19 protein-coding genes are annotated in these 18,558 nt (G+C 71.0%); 13 read left to right on the top strand and 6 right to left on the bottom strand.

Annotation, left to right across the window (positions count from 1 at the left end; translation table 11 throughout):
• Position 1: 1 nt before the first annotated feature.
• Entirely contained in the window at positions 2 to 712 is a 711-nt protein-coding gene (locus L3Q65_RS17425) for an aspartate/glutamate racemase family protein (RefSeq protein WP_182896864.1), read from the bottom strand.
• Complete coding sequence (locus L3Q65_RS17420) at positions 712 to 2,139, bottom strand: NCS1 family nucleobase:cation symporter-1 (protein ID WP_237600261.1); 1,428 nt, start codon at positions 2,137 to 2,139, stop codon at positions 712 to 714. Before L3Q65_RS17420 ends, L3Q65_RS17425 begins: the two co-directional genes overlap by 1 nt.
• A 135-nt stretch (positions 2,140 to 2,274) precedes the next feature.
• Between L3Q65_RS17420 and L3Q65_RS17415 the strand changes: the two genes are divergently transcribed.
• Entirely contained in the window at positions 2,275 to 2,955 is a 681-nt protein-coding gene (locus L3Q65_RS17415) for a GntR family transcriptional regulator (RefSeq protein WP_237600260.1), read from the top strand.
• Between the two features lie 79 nt (positions 2,956 to 3,034).
• Positions 3,035 to 3,880 (top strand): alpha/beta fold hydrolase, encoded by an 846-nt coding sequence (locus L3Q65_RS17410; protein WP_182896867.1) that lies wholly within the window; start codon positions 3,035 to 3,037, stop codon positions 3,878 to 3,880.
• Here the strand turns inward: L3Q65_RS17410 and aroA are convergent.
• Entirely contained in the window at positions 3,873 to 5,159 is a 1,287-nt protein-coding gene (aroA, locus tag L3Q65_RS17405) for a 3-phosphoshikimate 1-carboxyvinyltransferase (protein ID WP_237600259.1), read from the bottom strand. The genes L3Q65_RS17410 and aroA overlap by 8 nt on opposite strands.
• Positions 5,160 to 5,256: 97 nt before the next feature.
• Between aroA and L3Q65_RS17400 the strand changes: the two genes are divergently transcribed.
• The 9 genes from L3Q65_RS17400 to L3Q65_RS17360 all read left to right on the top strand — a co-directional run bounded on the left by L3Q65_RS17400 (position 5,257) and on the right by L3Q65_RS17360 (position 14,816).
• Positions 5,257 to 6,957 carry a CTP synthase gene (locus tag L3Q65_RS17400; protein WP_182896868.1) on the top strand — a complete coding sequence of 567 codons (1,701 nt, stop codon included), beginning with the start codon at positions 5,257 to 5,259 and terminating at the stop codon, positions 6,955 to 6,957.
• A complete protein-coding gene (locus L3Q65_RS17395) occupies positions 6,954 to 7,586 on the top strand; it encodes an NUDIX domain-containing protein (protein ID WP_182896869.1) in 633 nt (210 codons plus the stop codon). Before L3Q65_RS17400 ends, L3Q65_RS17395 begins: the two co-directional genes overlap by 4 nt.
• A gap of 40 nt (positions 7,587 to 7,626) precedes the next feature.
• Entirely contained in the window at positions 7,627 to 8,559 is a 933-nt protein-coding gene (xerD, locus tag L3Q65_RS17390) for a site-specific tyrosine recombinase XerD (protein ID WP_182896870.1), read from the top strand.
• A gap of 132 nt (positions 8,560 to 8,691) precedes the next feature.
• Positions 8,692 to 9,741 carry a ParA family protein gene (locus tag L3Q65_RS17385; RefSeq protein WP_182896871.1) on the top strand — a complete coding sequence of 350 codons (1,050 nt, stop codon included), beginning with the start codon at positions 8,692 to 8,694 and terminating at the stop codon, positions 9,739 to 9,741.
• Positions 9,738 to 10,154 carry a cobyrinic acid a,c-diamide synthase gene (locus L3Q65_RS17380; RefSeq protein ID WP_182896872.1) on the top strand — a complete coding sequence of 139 codons (417 nt, stop codon included), beginning with the start codon at positions 9,738 to 9,740 and terminating at the stop codon, positions 10,152 to 10,154. The genes L3Q65_RS17385 and L3Q65_RS17380 overlap by 4 nt, the downstream gene beginning before the upstream one ends.
• A 113-nt stretch (positions 10,155 to 10,267) precedes the next feature.
• Complete coding sequence (locus L3Q65_RS17375; protein ID WP_370648212.1) at positions 10,268 to 11,191, top strand: ScpA family protein; 924 nt, start codon at positions 10,268 to 10,270, stop codon at positions 11,189 to 11,191.
• Positions 11,188 to 12,084, top strand: a complete 897-nt coding sequence (gene scpB / locus L3Q65_RS17370) for an SMC-Scp complex subunit ScpB (RefSeq protein ID WP_182896873.1) — start codon at positions 11,188 to 11,190, stop codon at positions 12,082 to 12,084. Before L3Q65_RS17375 ends, scpB begins: the two co-directional genes overlap by 4 nt.
• Complete coding sequence (locus L3Q65_RS17365; RefSeq protein ID WP_182896874.1) at positions 12,074 to 12,826, top strand: pseudouridine synthase; 753 nt, start codon at positions 12,074 to 12,076, stop codon at positions 12,824 to 12,826. Before scpB ends, L3Q65_RS17365 begins: the two co-directional genes overlap by 11 nt.
• An 88-nt stretch (positions 12,827 to 12,914) precedes the next feature.
• On the top strand, positions 12,915 to 14,816 hold the full coding sequence (locus tag L3Q65_RS17360) for a Xaa-Pro dipeptidyl-peptidase (protein WP_237600257.1): 1,902 nt from the start codon (positions 12,915 to 12,917) through the stop codon (positions 14,814 to 14,816).
• Positions 14,817 to 14,894: 78 nt separating this feature from the next.
• Here L3Q65_RS17360 and L3Q65_RS17355 read toward each other — a convergent pair whose 3' ends face one another.
• From L3Q65_RS17355 to L3Q65_RS17345, 3 genes are read right to left on the bottom strand one after another with little or no spacing between them, the layout of a single operon-like run.
• On the bottom strand, positions 14,895 to 16,085 hold the full coding sequence (locus L3Q65_RS17355; protein WP_182896001.1) for a cation:proton antiporter: 1,191 nt from the start codon (positions 16,083 to 16,085) through the stop codon (positions 14,895 to 14,897).
• Positions 16,085 to 16,567, bottom strand: a complete 483-nt coding sequence (locus L3Q65_RS17350) for a cation:proton antiporter regulatory subunit (RefSeq protein WP_009079551.1) — start codon at positions 16,565 to 16,567, stop codon at positions 16,085 to 16,087. Before L3Q65_RS17350 ends, L3Q65_RS17355 begins: the two co-directional genes overlap by 1 nt.
• A gap of 36 nt (positions 16,568 to 16,603) precedes the next feature.
• Positions 16,604 to 16,972, bottom strand: coding sequence for a DUF4267 domain-containing protein (locus tag L3Q65_RS17345; protein ID WP_182896000.1), 369 nt, complete (start codon positions 16,970 to 16,972; stop codon positions 16,604 to 16,606).
• Positions 16,973 to 17,165: 193 nt separating this feature from the next.
• Between L3Q65_RS17345 and cmk the strand changes: the two genes are divergently transcribed.
• Positions 17,166 to 17,891 carry a (d)CMP kinase gene (gene cmk, locus L3Q65_RS17340; RefSeq protein ID WP_237600905.1) on the top strand — a complete coding sequence of 242 codons (726 nt, stop codon included), beginning with the start codon at positions 17,166 to 17,168 and terminating at the stop codon, positions 17,889 to 17,891.
• On the top strand, positions 17,888 to 18,544 hold the full coding sequence (locus L3Q65_RS17335) for a 1-acyl-sn-glycerol-3-phosphate acyltransferase (protein WP_237600256.1): 657 nt from the start codon (positions 17,888 to 17,890) through the stop codon (positions 18,542 to 18,544). The genes cmk and L3Q65_RS17335 overlap by 4 nt, the downstream gene beginning before the upstream one ends.
• Positions 18,545 to 18,558 lie beyond the last annotated feature (14 nt).

Here is an 18,558-nt window from a genome sequence, read left to right as displayed (position 1 = left end):
GTCACCCGCCGGGCCAGGTGCGGTGCTTGTCGAGCGGACGCGCGTAGGACCCGGCCCGGCTGGTGCGCAATCCCAGCGCCACCAGGGATTCCGCGAGCCGGACCGCGGCGGCGACCCCGTCGATCACCGGAACGTCGAGCATCGCCGACATCGTGCGGTCCAGCCCGGTCATCCCGGCGCAGCCGAGCACGAGCACCTCGGCTCCGGCGTCGCGCGCCCGCAATCCCGCGGTGAGCAGGGCCGATTCCGTTCGTTCCTCGTCGCGCAGCTCCAGTACGCTGAGCCCGGTGCCGACGACCGCGACGCAGTTCCGGTCGACTCCGGCCGAGTGCAGGCTGTCCTCGATCAGCCCGCACGTGCGGTCCAGCGTCGTCACCACGCCGTACCGGCGGCCGAGCAGCCCGGCGAGATGCGCCGCGGCCTCGGTGATGTCGACCACCGGCACGTCCAGCAGTTCCCGCGCGCCCTCGCGGCCGTGCTCGCCGAAACCGGCGAGGACGACCGCGTCGAACGTTTCCCCGGTGGTGCGCAACAGGTCCAGCACCGCCGCGGCGGACAGGAAGCTGTCCAGCCAGCCCTCCGCCGATTCCGGGCCCCACTTCGGCGTCAGCGCGACGATCTCGGTGCCGGGACTGGCCGCCGCCCGCGCCCCGGTCTCGATCTCCTTCGTCATGGCCTCGGTGGTGTTGCAGTTGGTGACGAGGATCCGCATCAAGCCCTCCGCTGGCGGTACGAAACGGCGTAGTAGAGCACCCCGGCGCCGGCGGTGCCGAGGAACCAGGAGTACGGCGCGGCCGGCGCGAAGAACGGCACCAGCGCGATCACCGCGGACAGCACGGCGCACGGGAAGAACGCGGCCATCGCGCGCGGATTCACCTTGGGGTACTTGCCGTCCCGCACGAACAGCTGCTCGACGTCGACCTTGCCGCGGCGGATCAGGTAGTAGTCGACGATCATGATCCCGAACAGCGGCCCGAGGAACGCGCCGAGCCCGCCGAGGAAGTAGTTGACCACCACCGGCGACGAGTACAGCTTCCACGGCAGCACGCACAACGCGGCGACGGCGCTGATCATCCCGCCGACGGTGAACGAGATCCGCTTGGGCCAGATGTTGGCGAGGTCGTAGGCGGGGGAGACGAAGTTCGCGACGATGTTGACGCCCATGGTGGCGACGGCGAAGGTCAGCGCGCCGATGATCAGCACCGGGGTGTTGTGCACGCGGGCGAGCAGTTCGGCCGGGTCGGTGATCGCCTCGCCGAACACTTGCAGGCTGCCCGCGGTGACGATCACCGACAGCAGCGCGAAGGCCGTCGAGTTCACCGGGAGACCCCAGAAGTTGCCGCGCCGCACCGTTTTCTGGTCCGGGGCGTTGCGGGAGAAATCGCAGAAGTTGAGCATCAGCGTGCCGTAGGTGGACAGGATCAGCCCGGCCGCGCCGAACCACTGCCGCACCTGCTCGCCGCCGGACAGGCGGCGCGGGCTGCTGGTGAACGAGATGTGCCAGTGGCTCGCGGCGAGGATCCAGACCGCGAGCGCGATCATCACGATCCAGATCAGCGGGCCGCACCAGTCCTGGAACTTCCGCACCGCCTCCATGCCGCGGGTCAGCACGAGGGCCTGCACCAGCCACAGCGCCACGAAGCAGATCCAGCCGAGCGCGTGCAGGCCGAGGAAACTGTGCTCGGTCAACGGTTTCAGGCCGGGGTCGATCGCCAGCACGAGCAGGGTGATCGCGACGCTCGCGAGATAGGTCTGGATGCCGTACCAGAAGATCGCGATCACGGCGCGGATCAGCGCGGGCAGGTTCGCGCCGAACGTGCCGAAGCTGATCCGCGCGACCACCGGGAACGGGACGCCGGTGCGCTGCCCGATCCGGCCCATCAGGTTCATCCCGAAGAAGATGATCACGAACCCGAACAGCAGCGCGGTGAACACCTGCCAGGCCGAGAGGCCGAGCACGAACAGGCCGGCGGCGAAGGTGTAGTTGCCGAGGTTGTGCACGTCCGACATCCAGAGCGCGAAGATGTCGTAGACCTTCCAGCGCCGTTCCTTGGCGGGCGCGAGGTCCTCGTTCCACAGCCGGGGGTCGGGTTCGGTGGTGCTGGTCGCGCTGGTTTCGGTGGACGGGGCGTGCGTCATTGCAGACCTCCGGGCTACGTGCCGGCAGCTTTGGGATCCCAAACTTGGGATCCCAAATATCGCCCCGCGCGGCTGCTGCGTCAACCCTCTTCCCGATAAGCTCGGCGATGTCCGGTATCGGGGAGAGGGGTTCAGGTGGGCGTCACGCAGCAGCGGCAGCCGCTCGCGGCGACGCGTGCCCGGGTGCTCGACGAACTGCGGGAGCGGATCCTGACCGGGCGGCTGAAGCCGGGGGACCGGCTGGTCGAACGCGAATTGGCCGAGGATCTCGGGGTTTCGCGGGTGCCGGTGCGCGAGGCGATCCGCAGCCTGGAATCCGAGGGGTTCGTGGTCGTGCCCACGCCCCGTCGGGTGGTGGTGCGGCAGTTGGCGCGGGTGGATGTCGAGGAGCTCTTCGACGTCCGGGAGGCGCTGGAGAGCCTCGCCGCCGCGCGCGCGGCGGAACGGGCGGGGAAGCCGGAGATGCGGCGGCTGGAGCGGCTGCTCGCCGAATCCGCGCGGGTGACCCAGGGTGGTGACGGCGCGCGGATTTCGGAGGCCAACAGCAGGCTGCACGACGAGATCATCGCCATCGCGGGCAACCGGCTGCTCACCACGATGCTGCATCCGCTCGAGGGTCAGCTGCGGTGGCTGACCAGCCAGAACGAGCACTGGGGCGCGCTGCTGGACGAGCACCGCCGCCTGGTGGAGGCCATCGGCTCCGGCGACGTGGAGCGGGCGCGCGAGTACGCCGCCGAGCACGTCCGGGTCAACCGCGCGGTGACGCTGCGCGACCTGTTCGGGGACGACGACCGGGACGAGCGCCCAGCGGGCTGAGCCCCGGCCGACGCGGACCTGAGCGCGGCCGGGTCGTCGTGAGTAAGGTGACCCTAACTTCGAGCGGAGGGGGTCGCCGGTGGCGCACGTGCAGGGCGAGCCGGAGTGGGTGTCCACAAGGGACGGACGACGGCTGTACGCGATGGTGCTGCCCGGGCCCGGCTCCGGGCCGACGGTCGTGTTCGAGGCGGGGGCGGCGGCGAGCCGGTCGTCGTGGGGGCTCGTGCAGCCGCTGGTCGGCGAGTTCGCGCGGGCGGTGGTGTACGACCGGTCCGGGCTCGGCCGCAGCGCGCCGGATCCGTCCGGGCGCACGCTGGACCGGATGGCAGGCGATCTCGTCGACGTGCTGAGCCATTTCGGGCCGGGGCCGTACGTGCTCGTCGGGCACAGTGCCGGGGGCCCGATCGTGCGGCTCGCCGCGTCCCGGACGTCCGCTCAAGTCTCCGGGCTGGTCCTGGTCGATCCGGCCGACGAGGCCGCGGAGGTGCTGTTCTCGCCCCGGTTCCGCGGCATCGAACGGAAACTGCTGCGCACGGGCCGGATCCTCGCGGCGGCCGGATTGCTGAAGTTCTTGTACCGGCCCATGGTGCGTGCCGCTCCCGGGGACGTCCGGCGCGATCTGGTGCGGGAAGGCTTTACGCCGCAGGTGTTGCGCACCCAGACCGAGCAGGCGCGGACCTTCCTCGACGAACTGGAAGCTTGGCGCAAGAACCCGCCGCCGTCAGGCGACTGGTCGGTGACTGTGGTGTCCGGCGGCCGCGCAGGGGACGGGATGAACGCCGCGATGCGCGCGGAGGCGAATGCCGCGCACGCGCAACGGGTTTCGTCCGGGGGACGGCACCGGATCGCGGAGAAGTCCGGACATCTGGCGCCGGTCACCGAACCCGAGGTGGTGGCAGAGGAGATCCGCCGGTTGCTCAGCTGACGGCGTCGCTCCACGTCTCGACGAACTTCGGGAACGTCTTGCCGACCGTTTCCGGGTTCTCGACCAGCACGCCGGGCACGCGCAGGCCGAGCACCGCGGCGGCCATCACCAGCCGGTGGTCCTCGTAAGTGCGGAAAACACCGCCGTGCATCGGGGCGGGAGTGATTTCCAGCCCGTCCTCGAGTTCGTTGACGCCCGCGCCCAGGCCGGACAGTTCGGCCGCCAGCGCGGTGAGCCGGTCGGTCTCGTGGCCGCGCAGGTGCGCGACTCCGGTGATGCTCGACGGGCTCTCGGCGAAGCACAGCATCGCCGCGATGACCGGGGTCAGTTCGCCGACCTCGTGCAGATCGAGGTCGATGCCGGGGAACGCGCCGCCGCCGGTGACGACCAGGCCGTCGTCGTCCAGTTCCGCTTTCGCGCCCAGTTCGGTCACCAGGCCGCGCAGCCAGTCGCCCGGCTGCGTGGTCTGCTTCGGCCAGCCGTGCACCCGGACCGTCCCGCCGCCGACGACCGCGGCGGCCACGAACGGGGCCGCGGTGGACAGATCCGGCTCCACGACGTACTCGGGGCACGACAGTTTCGCCGGCTCCACGCGGAATTCCGTGCCGGAACGCTCCACCGTGGCCCCGAACCGGCGCAGCATGTCCAGCGTCATCGCGATGTGCGGTTCGCTCGGCGGGGCTCCGCCCACCAGCCGCACGGTCACGCCCTGCTCGAACGCCGGGCCGGCGAGCAGCAGCGCGGACAGGAACTGGCTGGAGGCCGACGAATCGAGGTCCACCCGGCCGCCGCGCAGCCCGCCGGTGCCGTGCACGGTGAACGGCGGCGCGCCGCGTCCGCCGTCGTCGATCCGCGCGCCGAGCTTGCGCAGCGCGGCCAGCAGCGGGCCGATCGGGCGGCGGCGGATCGCCTCGTCGCCGTCGAACTGCACCGACGCGTCGCCCAAAGTGGCGAGCGCGGGCGTGAAACGGGCGACAGTGCCGGCGTTGCCGAGCGTGACGGTGGTTTCGTCGCCGCGGCCGCCGATGGTGCCCAGCGGATGGACGAGGAAGCCGTCGATGGTCTCTTCCGAAAGCGCGCCCAGCGAGGCGAGCGCGGCCAGCATAAGCCGGGTGTCGCGCGAATCCAGCGGATAGCGCACCCGCGTGGGGGCGCTCGCGAGCGCGGCGAGCACGTAGGCCCGGTTGGTGATCGACTTCGATCCGGGGACGCGCACCGCGGCGTCCAGCGAGGCGCCCGCGACCGGGGCGGTCCAGTGGTCATCGCGGATGTTCGTCACGCCGCGCAGCCTAGCGCGGGGCGGGTGAACCGATTCCGCCGCGCCGGGAAGAGGCGTCGGCGAGCGGATCGCGGCGAGTGGGATATGCTGGCGGCCCGTGGGACTTCAGTCGCGGGCTACCAAGTATGTCTTTGTCACCGGAGGCGTTGCCTCCTCTCTGGGTAAGGGTCTGACGGCGTCCAGCCTCGGACAGCTGCTCACTTCGCGCGGACTTCGCGTCACGATGCAGAAGCTCGACCCGTACCTCAATGTCGACCCCGGGACGATGAACCCGTTCCAGCACGGCGAGGTGTTCGTCACCGACGACGGCGCCGAGACCGATCTCGACATCGGGCACTACGAGCGCTTCCTCGACCGCTCTCTCGACGGCAAGGCGAACGTCACCACCGGACAGGTGTACTCGGAGGTGATCGCCAAGGAACGCCGCGGCGAGTACCTCGGCGACACCGTCCAGGTGATCCCGCACATCACCGACGAGATCAAGGCGCGGATCACCGCCGCGGCCGGGCCGGACGAGAACGGCGTCGCGCCGGACGTGGTGATCACCGAGGTTGGCGGCACGGTCGGCGACATCGAGTCGCTGCCGTTCCTCGAGGCGTGCCGCCAGGTGCGCCACGACGTCGGCCGGGAGAACTGCTTCTTCCTGCACGTGTCGCTGGTGCCCTACCTCGCCCCCTCGGGCGAGCTCAAGACCAAGCCGACCCAGCACTCGGTCGCCGCGCTGCGCAACATCGGCATCCAGCCGGACGCGCTGGTGTGCCGCGCGGACCGGGAGATCCCGGACGACCTCAAGCGCAAGATCGGCCTGATGTGCGACGTCGACACCGAGGCGGTCATCGCCTGCCCGGACGCGCGCTCGATCTACGACATCCCGAAGGTGCTGCACGGCGAGGCGCTCGACGCGTACGTGGTGCGCCGGCTCGGCCTGCCGTTCCGGGACGTCGACTGGACGGTGTGGGGCGACCTGCTCGACCGCGTGCACAACCCGAGCGAGATCGTCCGGGTCGCGGTGGTGGGCAAGTACATCGACCTGCCGGACGCGTACCTCTCGGTCACCGAGGCGCTGCGCGCGGGCGGGTTCGCGCACCGCGCCAAGGTCGAGATCGTCTGGGTCGCCTCGGACGACGCGCAGACCGAATCCGGCGCGGCGTCCGTGCTGTCCGATGTGGACGGTGTGCTGATCCCGGGCGGGTTCGGCATCCGCGGCATCGAGGGCAAGGTCGGCGCGATCCACTACGCGCGCACGCACGGCGTCCCGCTGCTCGGGCTGTGCCTCGGCCTGCAGTGCATGGTCATCGAAAGCGCGCGGAACCTGGCGGGCATCGAGGACGCGAACTCGGCCGAGTTCGACGACAACACCAAGCACCCGGTGATCTCGACCATGGCCGACCAGCGCGACGTCGTCGCGGGCGAGCGGGACATGGGCGGCACGATGCGGCTCGGCGCGTACCCGGCGAAGCTCAAGGCGGGTTCGCAGGTCGCCAAGGCGTACGGGACCACCGAGGTGTCCGAGCGCCACCGGCACCGCTACGAGGTGAACAACGCCTACCGCAAGCAGATCGGCGACGCGGGACTGGTGTTCTCCGGCACCTCGCCGGACGACCGGCTCGTCGAGTTCGTCGAACTGCCCGCGGACGTGCACCCGTTCTTCGTGGGCACCCAGGCGCACCCCGAGCTGAAGAGCCGCCCGACCCGGCCGCACCCGCTGTTCAGCGCGTTCGTGAAGGCGGTCGTGGACCGCAAGGTCGCCGAGCGGCTCCCGGTCGAGCTTCCCGAAACGCCTGTGGCGGCTCGGTGAGCGCGCCCGGCACGCACGAGTTCTCCGTCGCCGGCAGCACGGTCGTCCACGTGGGACGCGTCGTCGGCCTCCGGGTCGACGACGTCGTGATGCCCGGCGGGGAGACCGCCAAACGCGAGGTGGTCGAGCACCTCGGCGCGGTGGTGATCGCGGCGCTGGACGGCGAGGACAACGTCACGCTCGTCCACCAGTACCGGCATCCGCTCGGGCGCAGGCTGTGGGAGCTGCCCGCCGGGCTGATCGACAAGCCGGGGGAGGACCCGGTCGACGCGGCCCGGCGCGAGCTGGCCGAGGAGGCCGGGCTGGCGGCGGCGAGCTGGGAGACGCTGGTGGACGTCGCGGCCTCGCCCGGGTTCACCGACGAGGTGGTGCGCGTGTTCCTCGCGCGCGATCTGTCCGAAGTGGACCGTGACGTGCTCGGCGAGGAGGAGGCCGACCTGGTGGTGCGGAAGTTCCCGCTCGCCGAGGCGGTCCGGATGGCCCTTTCCGGCGAGCTGGTCAACGGGGCGACCGTCTCGGGCGTGCTGTCCGCGCACGCGGTCGTGACCGGGGCGGCGGAGACGCGCCCGGCCGACGCGCCGTGGCAGGACCGGCCGTCGCGGTTCGCGCTCCGACTGGCCGAGGGCTGAATTTCCCGGTTCTGTCGGGGCGCCGTCCTAGAGTGGCGGCGTGAATGATGCGGGTGTCGAGGTGCGAGGCGCGATAGCCACGTACCTCGACCACCTCGTCGTCGAGCGCGGCACTGCCCGCAACACCCTCGACAGCTACTCCCGCGATCTCCGCCGCTACGCCGCGCATCTGGAAGCGGCGGGGATCGTGCGGCTGGCCGAGGTCACGCCCGCGCACGTCACCTCGTTCGGCGCCGCGCTGCGCGAGGGCGACGAAGAACACCAGCCGCTGGCGGCGTCGTCGGCCGCGCGGGCGCTGGTCGCGGTGCGCGGGCTGCACAAGTTCGCGCACGCGGACGGGCTCACCGAACACGACCCGGCGCGCGACGTCCGTCCGCCTGCCGCGGCGAAACGGCTGCCCAAGGCCCTGCCGGTCGGGGACGTCCTCAAGCTGCTCGACACTCCGCCGCCGGACGGCGAACGCGCCCTGCGCGACCGTGCGCTGCTGGAACTGCTCTACTCGACCGGAGCCCGGATTTCCGAGGCGGTTGGGCTCGACGTGGACGATGTGGACGACACCGAGCGCACAGTCCTGCTCGACGGCAAGGGCGGCAAGCAACGCCTGGTGCCGATCGGCCGTCCCGCGCTGGAAGCGCTCGACGCGTACCTGGTTCGCGCCCGCCCCGCGCTCGCCGCGAACGGCCGGGGCACCTCGGCGATCTTCCTCAACGCCCGCGGCAGCCGGCTCTCCCGGCAAAGCGCGTGGCAGGTGCTCAAGGACACCGCCGAGCGGGCCGGGATCACCGCGGCGGTGTCGCCGCACACCCTGCGCCACTCGTTCGCGACCCACCTGCTCGAGGGCGGCGCGGACGTCCGGGTGGTGCAGGAACTGCTCGGCCACGCTTCGGTGACCACGACCCAGGTGTACACGCTCGTCACGGTCACGACGCTGCGAGAGGTCTACGCCACCGCGCATCCGCGCGCGCTCGGCTGAACGCTCAACGCGTCCTAGAGCCTTCCCACGCTGCGGTGACTCGGCCCGTGCGGCCCGGCGCGGCGCTTTGCCGGTGCTCCGGAAATCCGCATAGGCTGCGCCAGACCCCGCCGAACAAGGAGCTTTCGCGCCATGTCGACACCGACCCCGAACCAGCCGGAGGACCCGGCAGCGTCGCCCGGGCCCGCCGCGCCAGCAGGGCCGTCCGGGTCCGCCGGGTCTTCCGGTTCGGCCGCGGCGAACCTCGAGCACGCGCGGATCGCCACCCCGGCGGACCACGAGGGCGACGAGCCGGAACGGCCGCTGACCCGCGCGGAACGCGCCCGGATGCGGGCGAAGGAGCGCGCGGAGAGCGGGATCGGGCCCACCGGGCGCCCGCTGCGCGAGATCCCCGAGCCGCCGCCGCTGGAGCGGCACGGCCCGGCGAAGGTGCTCGCCATGTGCAACCAGAAGGGCGGGGTCGGCAAGACCACGTCCACGATCAACCTCGGCGCCGCGCTCGCCGAATGCGGCCGCCGGGTGCTGCTGGTCGACTTCGACCCGCAGGGCGCGCTGTCGGTCGGGCTGGGCATCCAGCCGCACGAACTGGACCAGACGGTCTACAACGTCATCATGGAGCGCTCGGTGCAGATCGAGGACGTGCTCCGCAAAACCCGCGTCGACGGCGTTGACCTGCTGCCGAGCAACATCGACCTGTCCGCGGCGGAGGTCCAGCTCGTCGCAGAGGTAGGGCGCGAGCACACGTTGTTACGGGTCCTTCGTCCGGTGATGAACGACTACGACTATGTTCTTGTCGACTGCCAGCCCTCGCTCGGCCTGTTGACGGTGAACGCATTGACCGCCGCGGACGGTGTGATCATCCCCCTGGAGTGCGAGTTCTTCAGTCTGCGAGGCGTCGCGCTCCTGATCGACACGATCGAGAAGGTGCAGGAACGCCTCAACCCCAAACTGGACATCACGGGGATTCTCGCCACGATGTACGACCCGAGAACCCTGCACTCGAAGGAGGTCATGGCTCGCGTGGTCGAGGCATTCGGCGACACCGTGTTCGACACGGTGATCAACCGCACCGTGCGGTTCCCCGAGACGACGGTCGCGGGCGAGCCCATCACGACCTGGGCCCCCAAGTCCGCCGGCGCCGCGGCTTACCGCGCGCTGGCCCGCGAGGTGATCGCTCGGTGAGCAGGCGCGCTTCCCTGCCCGGAGCGTCGGAGCTTTTCCGCCTCACCTCCAGTCCGGCCGCCCCCGCGCTCGAACGACCCGCCGTGCCCGCTCCCGCGGAACCGGTGGCTCCTCCCCGCAAGCCCGGCGGCGGCGCGGAGGCCGACCAGCTGGCCCGCAACGCGGCGCGCAGCGGGTCCGGGCGCACCAAGCACGACGCGAAGATCACCGTGTACGTCTCCGGCGAGGAACTGCTCGCGATGGAGCAGGCCCGGCTGAACCTGCGGGCCAAGCACGAGCTGGTCGTCGACCGCGGCAGGCTCGTCCGCGAGGCGGTCGCCGTGCTGCTCGCCGACTTCGACCAGCGCGGCGAGGACTCCGTGCTGGTCCAGCGATTGCGGGCGAACGCCGAGGACGGCGGAACCGAGGGCTGATGGACGAACCGGCATCGGCCGAGCTGCCGGAGCCGGAAGCGGCAGTCTCGGACAGCTCCGAAAGCACGGCAGAACCCGGCGGCGCGGCTCCGGAAAGCACGGCGGGCGCGGAAATCCCGGAGGAGGCCGCCGCTGCGGCGGAAGCTCCGGAGGACGCCGCGCCTTCCGAGGCTCCGGCGGAGCACGAGACGGTGCACGGCGGCACCATCCCCGAGGGGTACGCCGCCGACGAGGGCTCCTCGAAGTTCAAGGTGCGGCTGCAGAACTTCGAGGGCCCGTTCGATTTGCTGCTGCAGCTGATCTCACAGCACCAGCTGGACGTCACCGAGGTCGCCCTGCACACGGTCACCGACGATTTCATCGCCTACACCCGTGCGCTCGGCCCGGACTGGAACCTCGACGAGACCACCGAGTTCCTGGTGATCGCCGCGACCCTGCTCGACCTCAAGGCCGCCCGGCTGCTGCCCGCGGCCGAGGTCGAGAACGAGGACGACCTCGCGCTGCTGGAAGCCCGCGACGTGCTGTTCGCGCGGATGCTGCAGTACCGCGCGTACAAGCAGGTCGCCGCGCTGTTCGGCGAGCTGGAGGAAGGCGCGCTGCGGCGGTACCCGCGGTCGGTGGCGCTGGAGGAGCGGTACCTCGGGCTGCTGCCGGAGGTGATGCTGGGCGTCACGCCGGAGCGGTTCGCGGAGATCGCGGTCGCGGTGTTCCGGCCGAAACCGCCGCCGCAGGTGTCGATCGCGCACATCCACATGGGGCGGGTGTCCGTGCGCGAGCACGCCGCGCTGCTGCGGGTGAAGCTCGCCGAGGCCGGGCAGGCGACGTTCAAGGAACTCACCTCGGACTGCGAGCACACGGTGGAGGTCGTGGCCCGGTTCCTCGCGCTGCTGGAGCTGTACCGCGAGTCGGCGGTGCAGTTCGACCAGCTGGAGGCACTGGCGGAACTGCACGTCCGCTGGACCGGCGGCAGCGTGGCCGAGGCGTCCGCCGCCGCCGAGCACGACCGCGCGGCGGCCGAGGAGGAGGAATACGGGTGAGCACCGAAGACGACCGCGCGACGGCCGAGCAGGCTGAGGAGACTCCGGCTGCTCCGGCGGAAGAGGCACAGGTCGAGGCCGAACAGGCGGCGGCTGAGCCGACCGAGACTGTCGAGACCGGACCGGCCGGGACTGAGCCGGAAACCGCGCCGCAGCCGGAAAACGAGGCCGAGGCGGAGCCCGTCGAGCCGGAAGCCGAGCCAGCCGAGCCGGAAACCGCGGAGCCGGCCGGCGCCGAGCGGGAAGAAGCCGAAGCCGCACCGGAATCCGACGGCGCCCCCGAAGCGGAGCCGGAAGCCGAGCCGTCCGACGACGAGGGCCTGGTCGCCGTGGACAGCGGCCTGCCCAGCGTCGCGGACGACGAGGCGCTCGAAGCCGCCCTCGAAGCGCTGCTGCTCGTCGTGGATTCGCCGATCGCGGAGGATTCCCTCGCCGAAACGCTGGACCAGCCGGTCGCCAGGGTGACCGTCGCGCTGCGCACGATGGCGCAGAAGTTCACCGAGCGGGCGAGCGGGATCGACCTGCGGCGCGTCGGCGAAGGGTGGCGGTTCTACACTAGGGACACCTACGCCCCGTTCGTGGAGAAGCTCCTGCTGGACGGCCAGCGGTCGAAGCTGACCAGGGCCGCGCTGGAGAGCCTCGCCGTGATCGCGTACCGGCAGCCGGTCACCCGGGCCCGGGTCGCGGCGGTGCGCGGGGTGAACGTGGACGGCGTGATCCGGACCCTGCTGGCGCGGGGGCTCATCGAGGAGATGGGCACCGACCCGGAGACCACGGGCACGCTGTACGTGACGACCGAGCTGTTCCTGGAGCGACTGGGGCTGTCGTCGCTGAACGACCTGCCCCCGATCGCTCCGCTGCTACCCGAAGTGGACACCATCGATGACATCTGACGAACACCCCGACGGCATCCGCCTGCAGAAGGTCCTGTCGCAGGCGGGCGTGGCGTCGCGCCGGGCCGCCGAGGACCTGATCGCGGCCGGCCGGGTCGAGGTGGACGGCGAGGTCGTCACCGAGCTCGGCCGGCGCGTGCACCCGGACGAGGCGGTGATCCACGTCGACGGCACGCGGGTCAACCTCCGCGACGATCTCGTGTACCTCGCGTTCAACAAGCCCAAGGGCGTGCACTCCACGATGTCGGACGACCGGGGCCGCCCGTGCGTCGGCGACTACCTGCGCGGCCGGTGGGAGGAGACCCCGGGCGTCGTGCACGTCGGGCGGCTCGACGAGAACACCGAGGGCCTGCTGCTGCTGACCAACGACGGCGACCTCGGGCACCGGTTGATGCACCCCTCCTACCGCGTGCTCAAGACCTACTTCGCGGAGGTCGAGGGCCTGGTGCCGCGCGGGCTGGGCAAGGAACTGCGCGCGGGCTGGGAGCTGCCGGACGGGATCGTGAAGGTCGACCAGTTCCGGGTCAAGGACATGCATTCCGGCCGGAGCATGATCGAGCTGGTGATCCACGAGGGCCGCAAGCACATCGTGCGCAGGCTGATGGCGGCCACCGGGCATCCGGTCCGCAAGCTCGTGCGCACCGCGGTCGGCGACGTGCAGCTCGGCAACCAGCGCCAGGGCACCATCCGCAGGCTCAACCGCGGCGAGGTCGGCACGCTGTACCGCACCGTGGGACTCTGACCGGTTCCCCACTTTCGGCCCTGATGCCGGGCCCCGCCGCCCCGGTTGAGTTGTCGGTACCCGACGACGACTCTGGAGGGCGACGGGAATGCGTGTGCTGACAGGGCTGTGCGCCGCCGCGGTGCTGGCCGCGGGAGTGGTGGTGCCGGCGGCCGCGACGGCCGCACCGGCCAGAACGGCGACGGAGCCGCAGTACGACTACGCCGGGGCGATCCGCGAAACGGTGTGGGTCGACCTCGGCCGGGACGGCGACGGGGACGGCGTGCCGGACCGGGTCGCCGCGGACATCGTGCGGCCGAAGGAACCGGCCGAGGCGGGCAAGAAGATCCCGGTGATCATGGACGCCAGCCCGTACTACTCCTCGGTGGGGCGCGGCAACGAAACCCAGTTCAAGACCTACGACGCGCAGGGCCGCCCGGTCGGTTTCCCGCTGTTCTACGACAATTACTTCGTGCCGCGCGGGTACGCGACGGTGCTCGTGGACCTGGCGGGAACCAACCGGTCGACCGGCTGTGTCGACGTCGGCGGCAACTCGGACGTCCAGTCGGCCAAGAAGGTCGTGGACTGGCTGAACGGCCGCGCCACCGGCTACACCGCGAAAACCGGCGGCACGAAGATGTCGGCGGACTGGAGCGACGGCGGCGTCGGGATGATCGGCAAGTCCTATGACGGCACCATCGCCAACGGCGTCGCCTCGACCGGCGTCGAGGGGCTCAAGACCATCGTGCCGATCTCGGCGATCAGCTCCTGGTACGACTACTACCGCTCGGACGGCGCGTCGTTCGGCTTCAACCCGGACGGGCTCGCGCAGACCGTCGAGCGGCGCAACGGCGGCCAGGATTGTTCGGCGCAGAACCGGAAACTCGCCGAGGGCGCGACTGAGAACGGCGACTACGGTCCGCTGTGGGCGGAGCGCGACTACGTGGCGAACGCGAAGAACGTGCGCGCCAGCGTGTTCGTCTCGCACGGCGTGAACGACTTGAACGTCATGCCGATCAACTACGGCCAATGGTGGGACGCGCTCGCCGCGAAGGGCGTGCAGCGCAAGATCTGGCTCGCGCAGACCGGTCACGTCGATCCGTTCGACTACCGGCGCACCGAGTGGGTCGACACCTTGCACCGGTGGTTCGACCACTACCTGATGGGCATCGACAACGGCATCGAGAAGGAACCGATGGCGACCGTCGAGCGCCAGCCGGACCAGTGGGTCAACGAAGCGACCTACCCGGCTCCGGGCACGAAGGCGACGGTGTTGCGTCCGCAGCCGGGCCGTACGCCTGGCGTCGGCACGCTCGGCACCGCGGGCGGTCGGGGCAGCGCGTCGTTCACCGACAACCCGAAGGCGGGGGAGAACGAGTGGGCGGCGAATCCGTCGGCCACCTCGCCGAACCGCGTCCTGTACAGCACTGGTGCGCTCACCTCGCCGGTGCAGGTCTCGGGCACCTCGTCGATCACCGTGACGGCCACGCCGAGCACTTCGACCGCTCGGCTGTCCGCGATGCTGGTGGACTACGGCCCCGCGAAGATCCGCAATTTCTCAGGCCCGGGCGAGGGAATCGTGACCGGCACGGAGCGCACGTGCTGGGGTTCGAGCATCGACGGCGACAGCGCTTGCTACAAGGTGACCAGCGCGGACACGACGAACGTGGACTACACGATCATCAGCCGAGGCTGGGCGGACCTGGCCAATTACCAGTCGCTGAGCCGGGAAGCGCGGCTGACGCCGGGCAAGGCGTACACGATGACGTTCCGGCTCGCGAGCACGGACCACATCGTCCCCGCCGGGCACCGGCTGGCGCTGGTGATCGGCGGGACGGACGCCAATTTCATCACCGGGCCGGCGAATCCGCCGAAGCTGACCATCGACCTGGCCAAGACCTCGGCCCAGGTTCCGCTGGTGGGCACGGTTCCGGCGCGTCCGTGGACGGAGGCCGCTCCGGCGGGCCCGCTGGCGCACGTCCCCGCGGCCGCCCGCTTCGACCTGCGCTGACAAAAGCCGTGAAGGACTCCTTGAGGGAATCCCATTCCCTCAAGGAGTCCTTCACGGACCGTCTGCCCAGTCACGACGTCAGTTGGCGGTGACGGTTTCTTTCGAGGCTGCCTTGCGCTGCAAGGCTTTCGCGATCGGCTCGACCACTCGCGCGGCGGTCGGCCCGAGGATCGCCATCAGCAGCACGTAAGCCGTCGCCAGCGCGGCCAGTTCGCCGTCCACCGCACCAGCGGTGACCGCCAACCCGGCGATGACGATCGAAAACTCGCCCCGCGCAACCAAAGCCGCTCCAGCGCGGGCGCGGCCGAGCCGTCCGATCTTCTGCCTGCGAGCGGCCCACCAGCCGGTGGCGACCTTCGTCAGGGTCGTGACGACGGCGAGCACCGCGGCCCATCCCAGCACCGGCGGGATCGACGACGGATTGGTGTTCAGCCCGAACACCACGAAGAACATCGCGGCGAACAGGTCCCGCAACGGTTCCAGCAGCCGGGTCGCGTTGTGCGCGGTCGAGCCGGACACCGCGATGCCGAGCAGGAACGCCCCGACCGCCGCCGACACCTGCAGCGCCGACGCGATCCCGGCCACCAGCAGCGCCGCGCCGAGGATCTTGAGCAGGAACACTTCCCGGTCGTCGCTGTCGACCAGTGCCGACACGTAGCGGCCGAATTTGAGCGCGATCACCAAGACCACGGTGATCACCAGCAGCGAGATGCCGACCGCTTCGAGCCCGCCGAGCAGGCTGACGCCGCCGAGGACCGCGGTGAGGATCGGCAGGTACAGTGCCATCACGAGGTCCTCGAACACGAGGATCGACAGCACCACCGGCGTTTCGCGGTTGCCGAGCCTGCCGAGGTCGCCGAGGACCTTGGCGATGATCCCGGACGACGAGATGTACGTGACGCCCGCCATGACGATCGCGCCGATCGGGCCCCAGCCCAGGATCAGCGCGACCGCGGCGCCGGGCGCGGCGTTGAGCACGATGTCCACCAGGCCCGCGGTCCACGACCGCCGCATGCCGGTGAACAGTTCGGCCGCGGAGTACTCCAGGCCGAGCAGCAGAAGCAGCAGCACCACGCCGATTTCGCTGGCGAGGTGGGCGAAATCGCCGATGTCGGCGAGCGGGATCAGGCCGCCCGAGCCGAAGCACAGGCCGCCGAGCAGGTACAGGGGGATGGGGGAGAGGCCGATCCGGCCGGCGAGCCTGCCCAGCGCGCCGAGCACGAAGAAGACCGCGCCGAGTTCGATCAGCGAAAGTGCGGTGTGATCCATCAGCCGTGCTTGAGGATCTTGGCGGCGGCTTCCAGGCCCTCGGACGTGCCGACCACGACGAGCAGGTCGCCCGCGGTGAAGAGGAAGTCCGGCGTCGGCGACGGGTGCACCTGCCCGGCCCGCATCACCGCGACGATCGAGACGCTGGTGCGCGTGCGCATCGCGGTGTCGCCGAGCGAACGGCCGTCGAACGGGCTGTCCGCGGTGATCGGCAGCTGCTTCGTGTTGATGCCCGGCAGCTCGCGGTGCTCCTCGTTCAGCTGCGCCACCAGCTGAGGCGCGCCCAGCAGGTTCGAGAGCGCGCCCGCCTCGTCCGCGGTCAGCGGCAGCGACGCGAGGCAGGCGTCCGGATCGTCGGATTTGGAGACGATCAGCTCGATCTTGCCGTCCCGCTGGGTCACGACGCCGATGCGGCGGCCCGCGCGGGTGGCGAAGTCCTTGCGGACACCGATTCCGGGAAGGGGGGTGACTTCGACGTTCACGTCCGCCACGGTAACTCATTGTCCGATTCGCGGAGTTCAGCCCAGCAGGAACAGTGCCGAGGTGGCGGCCATGAACGCGGCGGTCGCGCCGTGCACTCCGTAGGCCATCCCCTTCTTGCCCTTGTGCCGCAGGATGATCAGCATGTCGCAGACCGGCATCACGGTCGCGGCCAGCAGCAGCCAGCCGGCCAGGTGCGCGCTGCCCGCGAGCATCGCGACGCCGAGGATCAGCCCGGTGCCGATGTCGCGGTTCCCCTTGATCTCGAAGAACGCCGTCGATCCGGTCGGGATCTCCCGCAGGCCGAACGTCGCGGCGGACTTCGCCGGCGCGAACAGATAGTTGAACCCGATGTAGATGATGCCGAGGACGGGGACGGCGGCGAGGACGTAAGCGGTGATCAGCACGGGAACCCCAGGTTGTTAGCAGTGCTAGGAACGAGCGCAACGCTAGCTTAGCGACGCTAGCTTGTCTAGCGGCGCCTGAACTTGCGCCGCGGACACCGCCTGAGGTGCCGGGACCGGCTACGGGCAGAATGAACCGGACTGGGAGTGCGGGACGAACGTGAGGAGAGCATCGGTGACGGGAGCCCTACGTGGGGTGGTCGCGCTGGACGGCCCGTCGGGAACCGGCAAGACCACGGTGGCGCGCAAGCTCGCCGGACGGCTGAGCGCCCGCTACCTCGACACCGGAGCGATGTACCGCGTCGTCACGCTGGCCGTGCTGCGCGCCGGGATCGACCTCGCCGACGAGCACGCGGTCGGCGCGCTCGCGCACGACGTCGACTTCTCGCTCGGCACCGACCCGGAGCGGCCGGACGTCCGGCTGGCCGGCGAGGACGTCGCGGCCGAGATCCGCGGCCCCGAGGTGACCGGCGCGGTGTCGCCGGTGTCGGCCGTCCCGCAGGTGCGCGAGGTGCTCGTCGCCCGCCAGCGCCGGATCATCGCCGACGCGGTCGAGGACGAGGGCGGCATCGTCGTGGAGGGCCGCGACATCGGCACCACCGTCGCGCCGGAATCGCCGCTCAAGATCTACCTCACCGCCTCGGCCGAGGTCCGCGCCGCGCGGCGGAACACCCAGGACTCCGCGGCGGGCCGGGCCTCGAGCGTCGAATCCGCCCGCGAATCGGTGGAGCGCCGCGACCGGATCGATTCCACCCGCGCCGCCTCGCCGCTGCGCGCGGCCGGGGACGCGGTCCAGGTGGACACCTCCGAGCTGACCATCGACCAGGTGATCGTCGCGCTGGCCGAACTCGCCCGCGGCCGGGGCCTGCTGGGCGACTGCCCGGCCGAACCGGCCGCCGCCGAGGCCGGGGTCAGCCGGTGAGCGGGGCCCTCCCCAAGGGGGCGAACGGCCTCCTGCTCGACATCGGGCGCACGGCGGGCCGGTATTATCTGCGTCCGGCGTTCCGGATCCGGGTGCACGGCCGGGACCGGGTGCCCGCCGACGGGCCGCTGCTGGTGATCTCGAACCACAGCTCGAACGTCGATCCGCAGCTCGTGATCGGAATGCTTCCGCGGCGCAGCGCGTTCTTGGCCAAGGCCGAGCTGTTCACCGGGATCGGAGGCTGGTTCCTGCGGGCGATCGGCCAGATCCCGGTCCGCCGCGGCGAGATCGACCGGACGCCGCTGACCACGGCGGTCGGAGTGCTCAAGGCGGGCGGGGCGGTCGGGATCTTCCCGGAAGGCACTCGCGGCGAGGGCGATGTCGGGGCCGCCGAGCGCGGCGCGGCGTGGCTGGTGCGCGCTTCGGGAGCCACCGTGCTGCCGATCGCGATCCGCGGGACGCGCAAGCCCGCCGACGGCAAGCGCCGCTGGCGCCCGCGCGTGGACGTCCTCTTCGGAGAGCCGTTCGCGATGAAGGTCGGTCCGGGCCGCAAAGGCCTGGACCAGGGCACCGAAGAGCTCCGCGCGCAGCTCGCGGCGCTCGTGCAGGCTTTGGACGACTGGCGCGGCGAACACGGGTTCGCCACGCCGTAGGTGAAGTGGGAAAC

The organism is Amycolatopsis sp. FU40, from assembly GCF_021903635.1.
Lineage (GTDB): Bacteria > Actinomycetota > Actinomycetes > Mycobacteriales > Pseudonocardiaceae > Amycolatopsis > Amycolatopsis dendrobii.
This window is presented reverse-complemented; position numbering and strand designations above follow the sequence as displayed.